At 57.5% G+C, this 13,793-nt stretch carries 14 protein-coding genes; 7 read left to right on the forward strand and 7 right to left on the reverse strand.

The window, feature by feature from the left end; translation table 11 throughout:
* Window position 1: 1 nt before the first annotated feature.
* Genes gsiB through gsiD form a run of 3 tightly spaced genes read left to right on the forward strand, consistent with a single transcriptional unit; the run spans window position 2 to window position 3,423 of the window.
* Window positions 2-1,537 carry a glutathione ABC transporter substrate-binding protein GsiB gene (gene gsiB / locus F3J41_RS02475; protein ID WP_058769518.1) on the forward strand — a complete coding sequence of 512 codons (1,536 nt, stop codon included), beginning with the start codon at window positions 2-4 and terminating at the stop codon, window positions 1,535-1,537.
* 49 nt (window positions 1,538-1,586) lie between these two features.
* Window positions 1,587-2,507, forward strand: a complete 921-nt coding sequence (gene gsiC, locus F3J41_RS02480; RefSeq protein WP_021508400.1) for a glutathione ABC transporter permease GsiC — start codon at window positions 1,587-1,589, stop codon at window positions 2,505-2,507.
* Between the two features lie 10 nt (window positions 2,508-2,517).
* Window positions 2,518-3,423: a glutathione ABC transporter permease GsiD gene (gene gsiD / locus F3J41_RS02485; protein ID WP_058757796.1), complete on the forward strand. Its 906-nt coding sequence runs from the start codon at window positions 2,518-2,520 to the stop codon at window positions 3,421-3,423.
* 127 nt (window positions 3,424-3,550) lie between these two features.
* Here the strand turns inward: gsiD and F3J41_RS02490 are convergent, their stop codons facing one another.
* Window positions 3,551-5,218, reverse strand: coding sequence for a methyl-accepting chemotaxis protein (locus F3J41_RS02490; RefSeq protein WP_166709845.1), 1,668 nt, complete (start codon window positions 5,216-5,218; stop codon window positions 3,551-3,553).
* Window positions 5,219-5,334: 116 nt separating this feature from the next.
* Here F3J41_RS02490 and F3J41_RS02495 point away from each other — a divergent pair, with 116 nt between their 5' ends.
* Window positions 5,335-5,784, forward strand: coding sequence for a DUF4385 domain-containing protein (locus F3J41_RS02495; protein WP_058775349.1), 450 nt, complete (start codon window positions 5,335-5,337; stop codon window positions 5,782-5,784).
* Here F3J41_RS02495 and rimO read toward each other — a convergent pair.
* The 3 genes from rimO to F3J41_RS02510 form a co-directional block, all read right to left on the reverse strand.
* Window positions 5,781-7,106 (reverse strand): 30S ribosomal protein S12 methylthiotransferase RimO, encoded by a 1,326-nt coding sequence (gene rimO, locus F3J41_RS02500; protein WP_021508396.1) that lies wholly within the window; start codon window positions 7,104-7,106, stop codon window positions 5,781-5,783. The two genes, F3J41_RS02495 and rimO, sit on opposite strands and share 4 nt — an antisense overlap.
* A 126-nt stretch (window positions 7,107-7,232) precedes the next feature.
* On the reverse strand, window positions 7,233-7,598 hold the full coding sequence (locus tag F3J41_RS02505; protein WP_021508395.1) for a helix-turn-helix domain-containing protein: 366 nt from the start codon (window positions 7,596-7,598) through the stop codon (window positions 7,233-7,235).
* A gap of 73 nt (window positions 7,599-7,671) precedes the next feature.
* The gene (locus F3J41_RS02510) at window positions 7,672-7,932 is read right to left on the reverse strand and encodes a type II toxin-antitoxin system RelE/ParE family toxin (RefSeq protein WP_031279864.1); all 261 of its coding nucleotides are present in this window, start codon (window positions 7,930-7,932) and stop codon (window positions 7,672-7,674) included.
* 296 nt (window positions 7,933-8,228) lie between these two features.
* On the opposite strand from F3J41_RS02510, the gene F3J41_RS02515 reads away from it, so the two are divergent.
* Window positions 8,229-8,864: a carbonic anhydrase gene (locus F3J41_RS02515; protein WP_021508393.1), complete on the forward strand. Its 636-nt coding sequence runs from the start codon at window positions 8,229-8,231 to the stop codon at window positions 8,862-8,864.
* Window positions 8,865-8,977: 113 nt separating this feature from the next.
* A complete protein-coding gene (locus tag F3J41_RS02520; RefSeq protein WP_166709847.1) occupies window positions 8,978-10,111 on the forward strand; it encodes a PQQ-dependent sugar dehydrogenase in 1,134 nt (377 codons plus the stop codon).
* Here the strand turns inward: F3J41_RS02520 and F3J41_RS02525 are convergent, their stop codons facing one another.
* Window positions 10,112-10,768, reverse strand: a complete 657-nt coding sequence (locus tag F3J41_RS02525; RefSeq protein ID WP_021508391.1) for an HAD family phosphatase — start codon at window positions 10,766-10,768, stop codon at window positions 10,112-10,114.
* Window positions 10,769-11,042: 274 nt separating this feature from the next.
* Between F3J41_RS02525 and F3J41_RS02530 the strand changes: the two genes are divergently transcribed.
* The gene (locus F3J41_RS02530) at window positions 11,043-12,248 is read left to right on the forward strand and encodes a serine hydrolase (RefSeq protein ID WP_152391188.1); all 1,206 of its coding nucleotides are present in this window, start codon (window positions 11,043-11,045) and stop codon (window positions 12,246-12,248) included.
* Between the two features lie 48 nt (window positions 12,249-12,296).
* On the opposite strand, the gene ybjG is transcribed toward F3J41_RS02530, so the two are convergent.
* Window positions 12,297-12,902: an undecaprenyl-diphosphate phosphatase gene (gene ybjG, locus F3J41_RS02535; RefSeq protein ID WP_021508389.1), complete on the reverse strand. Its 606-nt coding sequence runs from the start codon at window positions 12,900-12,902 to the stop codon at window positions 12,297-12,299.
* Window positions 12,889-13,644, reverse strand: coding sequence for a phosphatase PAP2 family protein (locus F3J41_RS02540; protein WP_166709849.1), 756 nt, complete (start codon window positions 13,642-13,644; stop codon window positions 12,889-12,891). The genes ybjG and F3J41_RS02540 overlap by 14 nt, the downstream gene beginning before the upstream one ends.
* Window positions 13,645-13,793 lie beyond the last annotated feature (149 nt).

Consider the following 13,793-nt stretch of genomic DNA (forward strand, 5'->3'; position numbering starts at 1 on the left):
GATGCACCATATCATGCGAAAAGGGGTTATCACTGCCGGGTTGTTGAGTTCGGCGCTGGCGCTGCCCGCCTGGGCGGCCAAAGATGCGGTGATTGCCGTGGCGTCGACCTTCACCACGCTGGATCCGTACGACGCCAACGACACGCTGTCGCAGGCGGTGGCCAAGTCTTTCTATCAGGGCCTGTTCGGCTTCGATAAAGACATGAAGCTGGTCAACGTGCTGGCTGAAAGCTATCAGGCCAGCAGCGATGGGCTGACTTATACCATCAAACTGCGTCCGGGCGTGAAATTCCAGGATGGCACGGATTTCAATGCTGAAGCGGTGAAGGTCAACCTCGACCGCGCCAGCAATCCGGACAACCATCTCAAGCGCTATAACCTGTTTAAATATATCGCCACCACCGAAGTGGTCGATCCGTCCACGGTGAAAATTACCCTGAAGCAGCCGTTCTCAGCGTTTATCAACAATCTGGCGCATCCGGCTGCGGTGATGATTTCGCCAACCGCGCTGAAAAAATATGGTAAGGACATCGGTTTCCATCCGGTAGGCACCGGACCTTATACCTTTGACACCTGGAACCAGACCGACTTTGTCAAAGTGAAAAAGTGGTCGGGCTACTGGAAACCGGGCTATCCAAAACTCGACAGCATTACCTGGCGTCCGGTGGTGGACAACAACACCCGCGCGGCGATGCTGCAAACTGGCGAGGCCAGCTTTGCCTTCCCGGTGCCGTTAGAGCAGGCCAAACTGTTGCAGGCCAATAGCAAGCTGGATGTGGTGACCACACCGTCGATCATGCAGCGTTACATTAGCCTCAACGTGACGCAAAAGCCGTTCGATAACCCGAAAGTGCGTGAAGCGCTGGAGTACGCCATCAATCGCCAGGCGCTGGCGAAAGTGGCCTTTGCCGGTTACGCCACGCCAGCCACCGGCATCGTGCCGCCGCGCATTGATTTTGCCCAGAGCTATCCGGCCATCAAATACGATCCGGCCAAAGCGCGCGAGTTGCTGAAGGAAGCGGGCTACCCGAATGGTTTCGAAACCACGCTGTGGTCATCGCATAACCACAGCACCGCGCAGAAAGTGCTGCAGTTCACCCAGCAGCAGCTGGCGCAGGTGGGTGTGAAGGTGAAAGTCACGGCGATGGATGCCGGCCAGCGCGCGGCGGAAGTGGAGAGTAAAGGGCAGAAAGAGAGCGGGGTGCGCATGTTCTACACCGGCTGGTCAGCCTCCACCGGCGAAGCCGACTGGGCGCTGACGCCGCTGTTCGCAACCAGCTCGTGGCCACCGGCTATCTTCAACACCGCGTTCTACAGCAACCCGCAGGTGGATAAAGACCTGGCGGATGCGCTGAAGACCACCGATCGCGACCAGAAAGCCAGACTGTATAAAGACGCGCAGGACCGCATCTGGAACGATCACCCGTGGATTCCGCTGGTGGTGGAGCAGCTGCTGTCTGCGAACAATAAAAACCTGACCGGTTTTTACGTCATGCCCGATACCTCATTCAATTTTGATGAGGCGGATCTGAAGTAACAGACGCGGCCAGCCTTACGGGGCTGGCCGATGCTGCGCGGGATTTCGCATGCTCAACTATTTTCTTAAACGCCTGCTCGGGCTGATTCCCACGCTGCTGATTGTCGCAGTGCTGGTGTTCCTGTTCGTGCATCTGCTGCCGGGCGACCCGGCGCGCCTGATTGCCGGACCGGAAGCGGATGCCTCAGTGGTGGCGCTGGTGCGTCAGGAGCTGGGACTCGATCAGCCGCTGATTCAGCAGTTCTGGCACTTTATCCTCAATGCCTTGCAGGGTGATTTTGGTCAGTCGATGGTGTCAAAGCGGCCGGTCTCTGCCGAAATTGCCGCGCGCTTTTTTCCTACTCTGTGGCTGACGCTGAGCAGCATGGTGTGGGCGGTGGTGTTTGGCATGGCGATCGGCATCGTTTCGGCGGTATGGCGCAATCGCTGGCCGGACCGCATCGGCATGACGCTGGCGGTTTCCGGCATCTCCTTTCCGGCGTTTGCGCTGGGTATGCTGCTGATGCAGGTCTTTTCGGTCGAGCTCGGCTGGCTGCCGACGGTGGGCGCCGACAGCTGGCAGCACTACATTCTGCCGTCGATTACGCTCGGTGCCGCCGTGGCCGCGGTGATGGCGCGCTTTACCCGCGCTTCGTTCGTTGAGGTGATGCAGGAAGATTATATGCGCACCGCACGTGCCAAAGGGGTGCGCGAATCGCTGGTGGTGGTCAAACACGGGCTGCGCAATGCCATGATTCCGGTGGTCACCATGATGGGGCTGCAGTTCGGCTTTCTGCTCGGCGGCTCGATTGTGGTGGAAGTGGTGTTTAACTGGCCCGGACTGGGCCGTCTGCTGGTGGATTCGGTGGAGATGCGCGATTACCCGGTGATTCAGGCCGAGGTGCTGCTGTTCTCGCTGGAGTTCATTCTGATTAACCTGATCGTCGATATGCTTTACGCGGCGATCAACCCGGCTATTCGCTACAGGTAAGGAGTCGCAATTGAAGAACTGGCGACGCGAGGCGGCACTGAAATCCCTGCCGCTGATGACGGAAAACCGGGTTCGCACGCCGTGGCGTGAATTCTGGCGGCGCTTTCGCCGTCAGCATGTGGCGCTGCTGGCGGGCGCGTTTGTGTTGCTGCTGATTGTGGTGGCGTTTATCGCCCCGTGGATCGCCCCGTTTGATGCCGAAAACTATTTTGACTACGACCGGCTCAACGAAGGTCCGTCGTGGATGCATCTGTTTGGCGTCGATTCACTTGGACGCGATATCTTCAGTAGGGTGCTGGTCGGCACGCGCATTTCGCTGATCGCTGGCTTCTTCTCGGTGGCGATTGGCACGGTGATCGGCACCGTGCTGGGGCTGCTGGCGGGCTATTACGAAGGCTGGTGGGATCGCATCACCATGCGCATCTGCGACGTGTTGTTTGCTTTTCCCGGCATTCTGCTGGCGATCGCGGTGGTGGCGATCATGGGCAGCGGCATGAGCAACGTGATTGTGGCAGTGGCGATTTTCAGTATTCCGGCATTTGCCCGTCTGGTGCGTGGCAATACGCTGGTGCTGAAACATCAGACCTATATCGAGTCGGCGCGCAGTATTGGTGCCTCCGACTGGACCATTATCATGCGTCACATTTTGCCCGGTACGGTGTCGTCGATTGTGGTCTATTTCACCATGCGTATCGGTACTTCGATCATCACCGCTGCCAGCCTGTCATTTCTCGGCCTGGGTGCGCAGCCGCCGACGCCGGAGTGGGGCGCGATGCTCAACGAAGCGCGCGCCGATATGGTGATTGCACCGCACGTGGCGATCTTCCCCAGCCTGGCGATTTTTCTCACCGTGCTGGCGTTCAATCTGCTGGGCGACGGCCTGCGCGACGCGCTGGACCCCAAATTGAAGAGCTGAGGGTGAACACCGCATTGCAGTTGTAGCGGCGCGATTCATCGCGCAATAAATTGCGCCGCTACGATAACTGCAATGCCTGGCGTATGACTTTTGTTCAATCCATTGATTTTATTAACACTTCAGCGCATCAAAACGTTTCCCAGTTATCGTTACCGTGGCTCACCGCCGCGGGCAGAGCGCGGGTCGGGGCGGGCAGCACCGGTTTCACCATCCGCTCGGTTACCGCAGCGGGCGCGCGCGCGCCGGTGTTGAAACGTGCCACCGCCGATGACAATCGGCTGGCCTGCTGCTCCAGCGACGCCGAGGCGCTGGCCGATTCCTGCACCAGCGTGGCGTTCTGCTGCGTCACGCGATCCATCTCATTCACCGCCTGGCCAATCTGGTCAATACCGCGGCTCTGCTCATCGGAAGCCGAGGCAATCTCACCCATGATATCGGTGACGCGCGTCACGGCGCTGACAATCTCCTGCATGGTATCGCCAGCGCTGCTGACCTGCTGCGAACCGAGATCCACGCGCTGCACGGAGTTTTCAATCAGCAATTTGATCTCTTTCGCCGCCTGCGCGCTGCGCTGGGCCAGATTGCGCACTTCGCCTGCCACCACCGCAAAGCCGCGCCCCTGCTCACCGGCACGCGCCGCTTCTACCGCGGCGTTAAGCGCCAGAATGTTGGTCTGGAAAGCGATACCGTCAATGACACTGGTAATGTCGGCGATTTTCTTCGAGCTGTCCGCAATGTCGCGCATGGTTTTCACCACGCCTTCCACCACGTTACCGCCTTTGTCGGCGGTGTCCGACGCGGTTTTCGCCAGCTGCGTGGCCTGACGCGCGTTGTCAGCATTCTGCTTCACGGTCGCGGTCAGCTGTTCCATGCTGGCGGCGGTCTCTTCCAGTGAGGCAGCCTGCTGTTCGGTCCGCGCCGAGAGATCGTTATTACCGTTGGCGATGGCGCTGGCGCTGCCAAAAATGGCATCCGCGCTGTCGCGCACGTTGTTGATGGTACCGAGCAGCGCCTGCTGCATATGATTCAGGCTGGCGGCAATGGCCGCCATTTCACTGCGGCCTGCCACCTGCAGGCTGGCTGACAAATCGCCTTCGGCAAAGCGCTCGATCTGCTGCTGCACCTGCTGCATCGGTGCCAGCAGCACGCGGCGCACCAGCGTCCATACCGCCGCCACCATCAGCACCACCACCAGCGCGATGACGGCAATCATGATTAGCACCTGCTGATAGTTGCTGTCATTTTGCAGGCTGCGCTGATTGATCAGCTGCATGTTTTCATCGCGCCACTGCTGATAAGCCTGTTCCAGTTCATCCTGCGCCTGCTGCGCATCGAGGTTGCCATAGGCCGCGTAGTTATTGGCTTTCAGAAACACGGCGGACTGCTGCAGCAGCGCGGCAAACGCTTTGAATTTTTTGTCGATCAGATCGGCGGTCGACGCACTCTGGCCGTCGATGCGCGGATAGCTTCTATACTGATTGAAGTGCTGCTGCGCCGCTTTCAGCGAGGCACCGGCTGCCAGCAGCAGCTTGTTAATCGCCGCCAGCGACTGCTCGTCAGTCTGATTTTTCAGAATACGGATCGCCACGCGGTTGATGGTGACGCGGGTTTTCACCAGCGTTTGCCAGCCGTCGCCCAGCTCGCGCTGCTGATGAGACAACTGATTGCTGGCGGTGAAATTATGTTGTCCCGCGCGCAGCGAGGAGAAAAAGAGCGAGCCGGATATGGCCTGCATGGCTGTGAATACCACCAGAATAACCACAATGGCGGTCACAATTTTCATCTTGTTGAACATGTGAGCATCTCTTAGCAAATGAGCCGGTAGTTATGTTATCGGTGGAAAAAAGCATCACTAAAGTGCGGCAGCGAAATAATTCACCGCAGTAATGGTTACGGACAGGAGGCCAGGGGATGAAACCCTTCAATTACCAGCAGGATTTTAAACAGCTCGACTTCCGTCAGCATCCGGAGCTGTATCAGGTCGGGCGCGGCGAGCAGGGGGTGCTGATGGTGGAACCTTATAAGAGCGAAATTCTGCCGCACTGGCGCTTTCGCACCGTCGAGCTGGCGCAGCAGTCATCAGAAAAAATCATGCAGCTGTTCGAGGCGTATCGCGCGCAGGATGATTTTGTCGGTATGGATATGGCGCGCAAATTTATTCAGATGGGTTACACCCGCGCGCGCCGCTACAGCAATCATCAGGGCGGACGGAAATACGATGCCGACGGCAAAGAGCTGCCGCGGACGGTAGAAAAAGAAAAGGCCGCTGCGGCGGCCGTGTTCAAAGCGTGCTGGGACCGGCTGCGCGCCGATAACGATTATCTGGCGCGCAAAAAAGCGCACCAGCAAAAGTACGGTTAAACGCGCGTGCCCCACAGGTCGTATTCGTCGGCGTGTTCGACTTTGACCCGCACTACCTCGCCGACCTTCACCTGGCGATCGCCATTCAGGTACACCGCACCGTCGATTTCCGGGGCGTCGGCCATGCTGCGGCCGACCGCGCCTTCTTCATCCACTTCATCGATGATCACCAGAATCTCGCGACCGATTTTCTCCTGCAGACGCTCTGCGGAGATCTGCTGTTGCAGTTGCATGAAGCGGTCAAAACGCGCCTGCTTGACGTCGTCCGGAACCTGATCCGGCAGCTGGTTAGCCGTGGCGCCTTCAACCGGGCTGTACTGGAAGCAGCCAACGCGATCGAGGCGCGCTTCACGCAGGAAGTCGAGCAGCATCTGGAAATCTTCTTCGGTTTCGCCCGGGAAACCCACGATGAAGGTGGAACGCAGCGTCAGCTCCGGACAGATTTCACGCCAGCGTTTGATGCGCTCCAGCGTGCGCTCAACCGCGCCCGGACGCTTCATCAGCTTCAGGATGCGCGGGCTGGCGTGCTGCAGTGGAATATCGAGGTAAGGCAGGATTTTGCCTTCGGCCATCAGCGGGATCACATCATCCACGTGCGGATACGGATAAACGTAGTGCAGACGCACCCAGACGCCGAGTTTCGCCAGCTGCTCACACAGGCTGACCATGCTGGTTTTCACCGGCGAACCGTTCCAGAAACCGGTGCGGTGTTTAACATCGACGCCGTACGCGGAGGTGTCCTGCGAGATCACCAGCAGCTCTTTTACGCCGGCCTCTACCAGACGTTTAGCTTCATCAAGTACTGCGCCAATCGGACGGCTGTCCAGATCGCCACGCATTGACGGGATGATGCAGAAAGTGCAGCGATGGTTACAGCCTTCGGAAATTTTCAGGTAAGCGTAGTGGCGCGGCGTCAGCTTCACGCCCTGTTCCGGCACCAGGCTGAGGAACGGGTTGTGCTCGGGTTTTGGCACGTAAGTGTGCACGTGCGACAGCACCTGCTCGTAGCTGTGCGGGCCGGTGATCTCCAGCACTTTCGGATGCACTTCGCGAATCTGATCCACTTTGGCGCCGAGGCAGCCGGTGACGATCACTTTGCCGTTCTCGTTCAGCGCTTCACCAATCGCTTCCAGTGATTCCTGTACGGCACTGTCAATAAATCCACAGGTGTTAACAATGACGATCTCCGCATCATCGTAGCGTGGCACCACGTCGTAGCCTTCTGTCCGCAGCTCCGTCAGGATGCGTTCAGAGTCAACGAGGTTTTTTGGGCAGCCGAGGGAGACGAAGCCTACACGCGGCGGATTTTTGACATGGCTCATAAGGATAAAAATTCATCATAATTAAGGTGGACAGGAGCGCGATTGTACAGAGGTTGACGGGGAAAATGTATAGGGAAGCACTGTCGAAATCAGAGAAAAAGGCCACGCAAACGGTGGCCGGGGGAATTACAGCAATAATTGTTCCGGACGGCAGCTGTAGAGTCGGGCTAAGCGCTCGCGCGTTTTTTTCTGTGGTTTACTCTCTTTGCGTTCCAGTTGGGAAATTGCGCTTTGCGTGGTCCCTAATTGTTCGGCAACATACTGCTGCGAGAGGTTACGGTAAACACGCCAGGCCGCCTGCAAACTGATATCCTGGCTGAGCATAATGCCAACCACGTCATGCGGCACGGTTTCATCATCATGTTCATCCGCTTCAATCGCGAGGGTTGTCCAGTTGCTTTCCGCATCTGAAAGCAGCTTTTCATACTCCGCGACAGGCAAAACCACGAATTGCGGTTCGCCTGCTTCATCATAAATATACTGTTTTGACATACGTTATCCGGGTAGCGTCAGGTCGCGGCCAATGTCATCAGGTGCATAGCTGCGGGGTTTCCCCCGCAGAGTATCAGTAAGTATGAGAGGTTCTGCGTGCAACTTCTACAATCTCAAGAACGACAGGCTCTCCCTCTATCAACGCAAAGATAACCCGATAATCGCCCACTCGCAGACGGTAACGATTATCACTCTGCTGCAGCTTCCTGATGTCCAGTGCGACGGCCGGAAAGGCGATCAGCTGGGATGTCTTTTCAAAGATGCTTTTTTGATAGCGTTTGTCGATCTTCATCAGGTGTTTCAGGGCACGTTTAGACCAGGAGACTTCAACCACAATGCACCTCTTTTCACCTGCCATCCCTGCAAGGGATAATTAGAAAATAAAGAGTAAATCTAATATTGTCAATCTAATAATCTTATATATAAGGGCAGGGCGGTCACCTGGCGCAACATTTTGTTTGGTGTACGCTTAGTGAGCATGGCGGACATCCGGGTTGTGCAAGCGGGTCGATTTTGCTTAAATATCGGGTTGATAATTGTAAGTTATTATCGACATTACAGAATTTTAAAGCGCGCCAGCGGTGAGTTTCTCTCTGCCGGGGCTGAAGTGGATAATGTGAGAGCAGACAAATGCAAGAGATCGTCAAAGGTTTTCTGAATTTTCAACAGAATGTGTTTCCTGAAAGGAAGGATCTTTTCAAGAGTCTGGCGTCCAACCAGAATCCTAAAGCTTTATTCATCTCCTGTTCGGATAGCCGTCTGGTGCCAGAGCTGGTGACGCAGTCGGAGCCGGGCCAGCTGTTTGTGATCCGTAACGCCGGTAACATCGTCCCGCCGTTTGGTCCGGAGCCGGGTGGCGTGTCAGCAACCATCGAGTATGCGGTGGTCGCGCTGGGCGTAACCGAAATTATCATTTGTGGTCACTCCAACTGCGGTGCGATGAACGCGATTGCGTCCAACGCCGATCTCGAGAGCATGCCGGCGGTTGACCACTGGCTGCACTACGCCAATGCGGCAAAAGCGGTGGTGGAAGAGCGCAACTACGAATCGGTTGAGAAACGCCTCAACGAAATGGTGAAAGAGAACGTGATTGCCCAGCTCAACAATATCAAAACGCATCCTTCCGTTTCGGTCGCGCTGCGTAAAGGCAAGCTGCGCCTGCACGGCTGGGTTTATGATATTGAAAGCGGCGGCATTATTGCCCTGACCAAAGGCGGTGAATCCTTCATTTCACTGTCGGAAAACCCGGAAACCTGCTTCGAATAATCCTGCCTGCTATCCGCCCGGCCACTGCGCCGGGCTTAATGTTTTGTAAATCCTGCACATCCTTTCTTACTGGCTGACTACCCTTAACGGCAGACTGTGAAAAGGAGAATCCCATGCGTTTATGGCGTGTTGCGCTGCTGGCTGGCGCGCTCAGCGGTTCCTTTACCGCGCTGGCGGCCGATGTCCAGGTGCAGGTATTACAGGACAAGCTCGATCATCCGTGGTCAGTGGCGTTTCTGCCCGACCAGCAAACCCTGCTGATTACCGAACGTTCCGGACAGCTGCGCAGCTGGCAGCCGGGCCGGGGGCTATCGCAGCCGATTAGCGGCGTACCCAACGTGTGGGCCAACCGTCAGGGTGGTCTGCTGGATGTGGTGCTGGCGCCGGACTTCGCGCAAAGCCGTCGGGTGTGGCTCAGTTATACCACCGCCGATGACACCGGCCGCGCGGGCGGCGTGGTGGGTTACGGCACGCTCAGCGCAGATCTCCGTCAGCTGCAGGATTTTAAGGTGGTGCTGGAGCAAACGCCGAAACTCTCCGGCGGTGCCAACATCGGCACGCGGCTGGCGTTTGATCGCCAGGGTTATCTGTACATCGCGTTCGGCGATAACTTTGCCAGCCGCAGCGCGCAGCAGCTGGACAAACTGTCGGGCAAGATTGTCCGCCTGACGCAGGACGGCAAGGTGCCGGCGGATAATCCGTTTAACCATCGTCAGGGCGCACGCGCGGAGATCTGGTCTTACGGCGTGCGCAACCCGCAGGGGCTGGCGCTCAATCCGTGGACGCAGCAGATGTGGGAGAGTGAACACGGCCCGCGCGGCGGCGATGAGGTGAATCTGGCGGCGAAGGGCAAAAATTATGGCTGGCCGCTGGCGACATACGGCATTGATTACAGCGGGCAGAAAGTGCCGGAAGCGCAGGGCAGTGCCGTTGCCGGCACCGAGCAGCCGCTGTTTTACTGGCAGCAATCGCCGGCCATCAGCGGCATGGCGTTTTACAATAGCGCGCGCTTTCCCCAGTGGAAAAACTCGCTGTTTATCGGTGCGCTGAAAGCTAAAAGTCTGATCCGACTGCGCGTTAACGGCGAGAAGGTTGAAGAGGCGCAGCGGCTGCTGGGCGATCGTGGCGAACGCATCCGCGATGTCCGTCAGGGGCCGGATGGTTATCTGTATGTGCTGACCGATGAGGCCAATGGCAAGCTGCTGAAAGTCGGGCTGGCGGATGCCGCCAGCGCCGTGCGCGGTTAATCAGCGCACCCAGTTACACACCTGCCAGCCGCGCTGCTGCGCTTCCTGCTGCAGCAGCGCGTCCGGGTTAATCACCCATGCATGATCGGCATGCGACAGCAGCGGCAGATCGTTCATCGAATCGCTGTACGCCCAGGTGCGCTCAAAACGCCGATCCTGCTGCAGCGCTCGCCAGTCGCTGAGGCGTGAAACTTTGCCTTCACGGTAAGTGGCGGTGCCGTAAATCTCACCGCTGTAGCGTTCATCGACCACTTCCACGCCAATCGCCAGCGCGCCGTGTACGCCCAGCCGTTCCGCAATCGGCACGGCGAGGTGATCGCCGCTGGCGGTAATAATCATTACCGTGTCGCCACGCTGCTGATGCCACTGAATGCGTTCGCGCGCGGCGGGAAAGACGCGCGGCAGGATATCGCGATGAATAAAGCGCCGCACCCAGCCTGCGACGGTGAGCGTCGCCATGCCGGTGAGCGGTGAGAGCGTAGTGCGCATGTACTCTTCAATCGACAGGCTGCCGGCGTGGTATTGCGCCATCAGCGCCTGCTCCTGACGAATGATCTCTTCCGGTGCAAACCCCTGCGAAACCAGCCAGCGCAGCCAGAGGCTGGTGCTGTCTTCACAAATCAGGGTTTCATCCAGATCGAAAACGGCTAAGTCCATCATGATTCTCCTCGGGCTGACTGGCATCAGGTTAGCGGAATTTTGTGACTGGCTTAACTGTTCTGCGAAAATTCGGAATTTCCCGCAATTTTTCCTCTGCCCTGACGCCCGCGCACTGGCAGCGCAGCGGCCTTAATGCCAGGGTTACTCTAACAAACTCTAAAAAACTTTACGGTTTGGCGGTTTTTTTCACCGGCGTGAACCGTTAGCGTTTGGTAAGACATGTCTTACCTGCACAAATCCGTGATTTTACAAGGACAATTGGGTCACGCTCATGAGAAAAACATCCCTGACTTCAGTCTGGCGGCCACTGGCGGCCAGTTCATTATTGTTGCTTTTCGTCCCTGTCACCACTCTGGCCGAGCAGGCACCGGCGGCACCGCAGATTGAGGCAAAAGCCTGGATTCTGATGGACTACAGCAGCGGCAAAGTGCTGGCAGAGTCCAATGCCGACCAGCGTCTTGATCCCGCCAGTCTGACCAAAATGATGACCAGCTACGTGGTCGGCCAGGCGCTGAAATCCGGCAAAATCACCAGTAACGACATGGTGACCATCGGCCAGGATGCGTGGGCCACCGGCAATCCGAAACTGCGCGGGTCGTCGCTGATGTTCCTCAAGCCGGGCGATCGCATCCCGGTCTCGGAACTGAATAAGGGCGTGGTGATCCAGTCGGGGAATGATGCCTGTATCGCGCTGGCGGACTATGTCGCCGGCAGTCAGGATGCCTTTATTGGCCTGATGAACAATTACGTTAAAGCCTTTGGCCTGCAAAACACCCACTTCATGACGGTGCACGGTCTGGACGCCGAAGGCCAGTACAGCACCGCTCGTGATATGGCGATTATCGGCCAGCGCCTGATTGGTGATGTGCCGGAAGAGTATGCGCTGAACAGCGAAAAAGAATTTACCTTCAATAATATCAAACAGATGAACCGCAACCGCCTGCTGTGGAGCAGCAACCTCAAGGTTGACGGCATCAAAACCGGGCATACCTCGGGGGCGGGCAATAATCTGGTTGCTTCAGCGGTGGACGGCGATATGCGCCTGATTTCGGTGGTACTGGGCGCGCAGACCGATGCCATTCGCTTCCGCGAGAGTGAGAAGCTGCTGACGTGGGGCTTCCGTTTCTATGAAACCGTTACGCCGATTAAAGCGGATAAACCGTTTGCCCAGCAGCGCGTGTGGTTTGGCGAAAACAGCCAGGTCAACCTCGGCGTGGCGAAGGATGCGGCGATCACTATCCCGAAAGGGCAGATGAAAAACCTCAAGGCCAGCTTTACCCTCAACGCACCGCAGCTGGAAGCGCCGCTGAAAAAGAACCAGGTAGTGGGCACTATCGATTTCCAGCTGGATGGCAAAACCATTGAGCAGCGTCCGCTGGTGGCGATGGAGGATGTACCGGAAGCCGGCTTTGTTGGCCGCATCTGGGATTTCATTATGATGAAATTCAACGGCTGGTTTGGTAAGTGGTTCAGTTAATCTCAGGACGGCGGGTCAGCCCGTGGCTAACCCGCCTGCCGGCTGAGTTTATCCGCGCACCCAGCCTTTTTTAATCGGCATCGCGAACAGGGCGCGGTAGAGTTGATGCGTCAGCGCCAGCATGCGCTGACCGTACAGCTGCCACGCCAGATGCGAAGCCAGACAGCCAAGCAACCCCACCAGAAAACCGCCCAGCATATCCAGCGGCCAGTGCACGCCGAGATACACGCGTGACCAGGCAATAGCGCTGCCAATCGCCAGCAAAACCACGCCGGACCACAGACGGTGCCAGAAAATAAACGCCAGCGCGAAGGTAAAAATCGTGGTGCCGTGATCGCTGGGATAGGAGTCATCAGCAGCGTGTGACAGGAACTGGTGACCAAAGCCAATGGCGAACGGGCGCGGGTGTGGCAGCAGCTGGCCCACGCACCAGGAGATGCTCAGCGCATAAATCAGCGCCATGCCGGTTTTCAGCACCAGCGCGCGCTGCGACTGCAGCTGATCGCGCGGTCCCCATAGCCACAGGGCGACAATCAGCAACGGTACAATCGCAATCACATCTTTGGCGATAAAGGTCGCCAGGCTGAGCAGCCACGCGGGTGAATCCGGCGTGGCGTTAATCCATAAAAAGAGGGTGTGGTTAAGAGCTTCCATCACGTTTCCTCGTCCTCGTCTTGTTTACCCAAAAAGAAATTGCGGCAAAAATCAGCAGCTGGCTGAGCCACACCCACCAGCCCGCCCACAAATTGTGGGAGAAAAAGTGCGCACCACGCATCACCTGGCCATAGCCCATCAGCAGGCCACAGGCGATACCCATTGCCAGCGCCAGCAGCGCGCGGCGTGGACGCTCCGGCCACCACAAAAAAAACAGCGCCATCAGCGCAAAGCCGCTGGAAGCATGGCCGCCCGGAAAGCACTGGCCGGGGCCACTGTTGGCCGGTACCGCCGCCAGCAGCGGAAAGCTCGCGGCGTTGCCGCCGAACAGCGCCAGATCCCACGGACAGGAGTGCGCGCTGTGCACCTTCAGCATGCCCACCACCAGCGGCCCCATGCCAAACAGCAGGGCCACCAGCACACGCCGGGCGTCACGCTGTTGCAGGCCGCGCAGTAACAGCAGTACCGCGCCAGCGATAATCACATCCTTCATCAGCCGATGGTTAATCAGATCCAGCCAGCGGTTGTGCTGCCACGGAAAACGCCGGGTGAGCGGATCAAACCAGCGCTGGCTGATGGCGATGTCGAGGCTTTCGTGGCGCGACCACCACAGAAACGCCAGCGCCAGAATTGCCAGCAAAATAAGGTTGATAGCGTAGAAGCGCGCGGACAGAGAATAAATAGTCGCGCTCCGAATCTCACTGCGGGTTGTTGGAGTGTTTAACTTTGATGAAAGTTGCATGAATATTTGCAAATAGCGAAACCAGAGTCACAGGGTGGCAAATCACGCTTAGGGAAACCTTAAGGGCGCGCGCGGCAGGCATAAAAAAACCCGCTAGCAGAAGGCTAACGGGCTCCTCAATTTGGGGATTTCAAAGAAAAGCAGTGGCA

The organism is Pantoea sp. Ap-870 (assembly GCF_011752515.1).
Lineage (GTDB): Bacteria > Pseudomonadota > Gammaproteobacteria > Enterobacterales > Enterobacteriaceae > Pantoea > Pantoea dispersa.

Excerpts from the sequence above, each read along its gene's own strand:
- gsiB (WP_058769518.1), top strand. The coding sequence starts at position 2 with ATGCACCATATCATGCGAAAAGGGGTTATCACTGCCGGGTTGTTGAGT.
- gsiC (WP_021508400.1), top strand. The coding sequence starts at position 1,587 with ATGCTCAACTATTTTCTTAAACGCCTGCTCGGGCTGATTCCCACGCTG.
- F3J41_RS02490 (WP_166709845.1), bottom strand. The coding sequence starts at position 5,218 with ATGTTCAACAAGATGAAAATTGTGACCGCCATTGTGGTTATTCTGGTG.
- F3J41_RS02495 (WP_058775349.1), top strand. The coding sequence starts at position 5,335 with ATGAAACCCTTCAATTACCAGCAGGATTTTAAACAGCTCGACTTCCGT.
- rimO (WP_021508396.1), bottom strand. The coding sequence starts at position 7,106 with ATGAGCCATGTCAAAAATCCGCCGCGTGTAGGCTTCGTCTCCCTCGGC.
- F3J41_RS02505 (WP_021508395.1), bottom strand. The coding sequence starts at position 7,598 with ATGTCAAAACAGTATATTTATGATGAAGCAGGCGAACCGCAATTCGTG.
- F3J41_RS02515 (WP_021508393.1), top strand. The coding sequence starts at position 8,229 with ATGCAAGAGATCGTCAAAGGTTTTCTGAATTTTCAACAGAATGTGTTT.
- F3J41_RS02520 (WP_166709847.1), top strand. The coding sequence starts at position 8,978 with ATGCGTTTATGGCGTGTTGCGCTGCTGGCTGGCGCGCTCAGCGGTTCC.
- F3J41_RS02525 (WP_021508391.1), bottom strand. The coding sequence starts at position 10,768 with ATGGACTTAGCCGTTTTCGATCTGGATGAAACCCTGATTTGTGAAGAC.
- F3J41_RS02530 (WP_152391188.1), top strand. The coding sequence starts at position 11,043 with ATGAGAAAAACATCCCTGACTTCAGTCTGGCGGCCACTGGCGGCCAGT.
- ybjG (WP_021508389.1), bottom strand. The coding sequence starts at position 12,902 with ATGGAAGCTCTTAACCACACCCTCTTTTTATGGATTAACGCCACGCCG.
- F3J41_RS02540 (WP_166709849.1), bottom strand. The coding sequence starts at position 13,644 with ATGCAACTTTCATCAAAGTTAAACACTCCAACAACCCGCAGTGAGATT.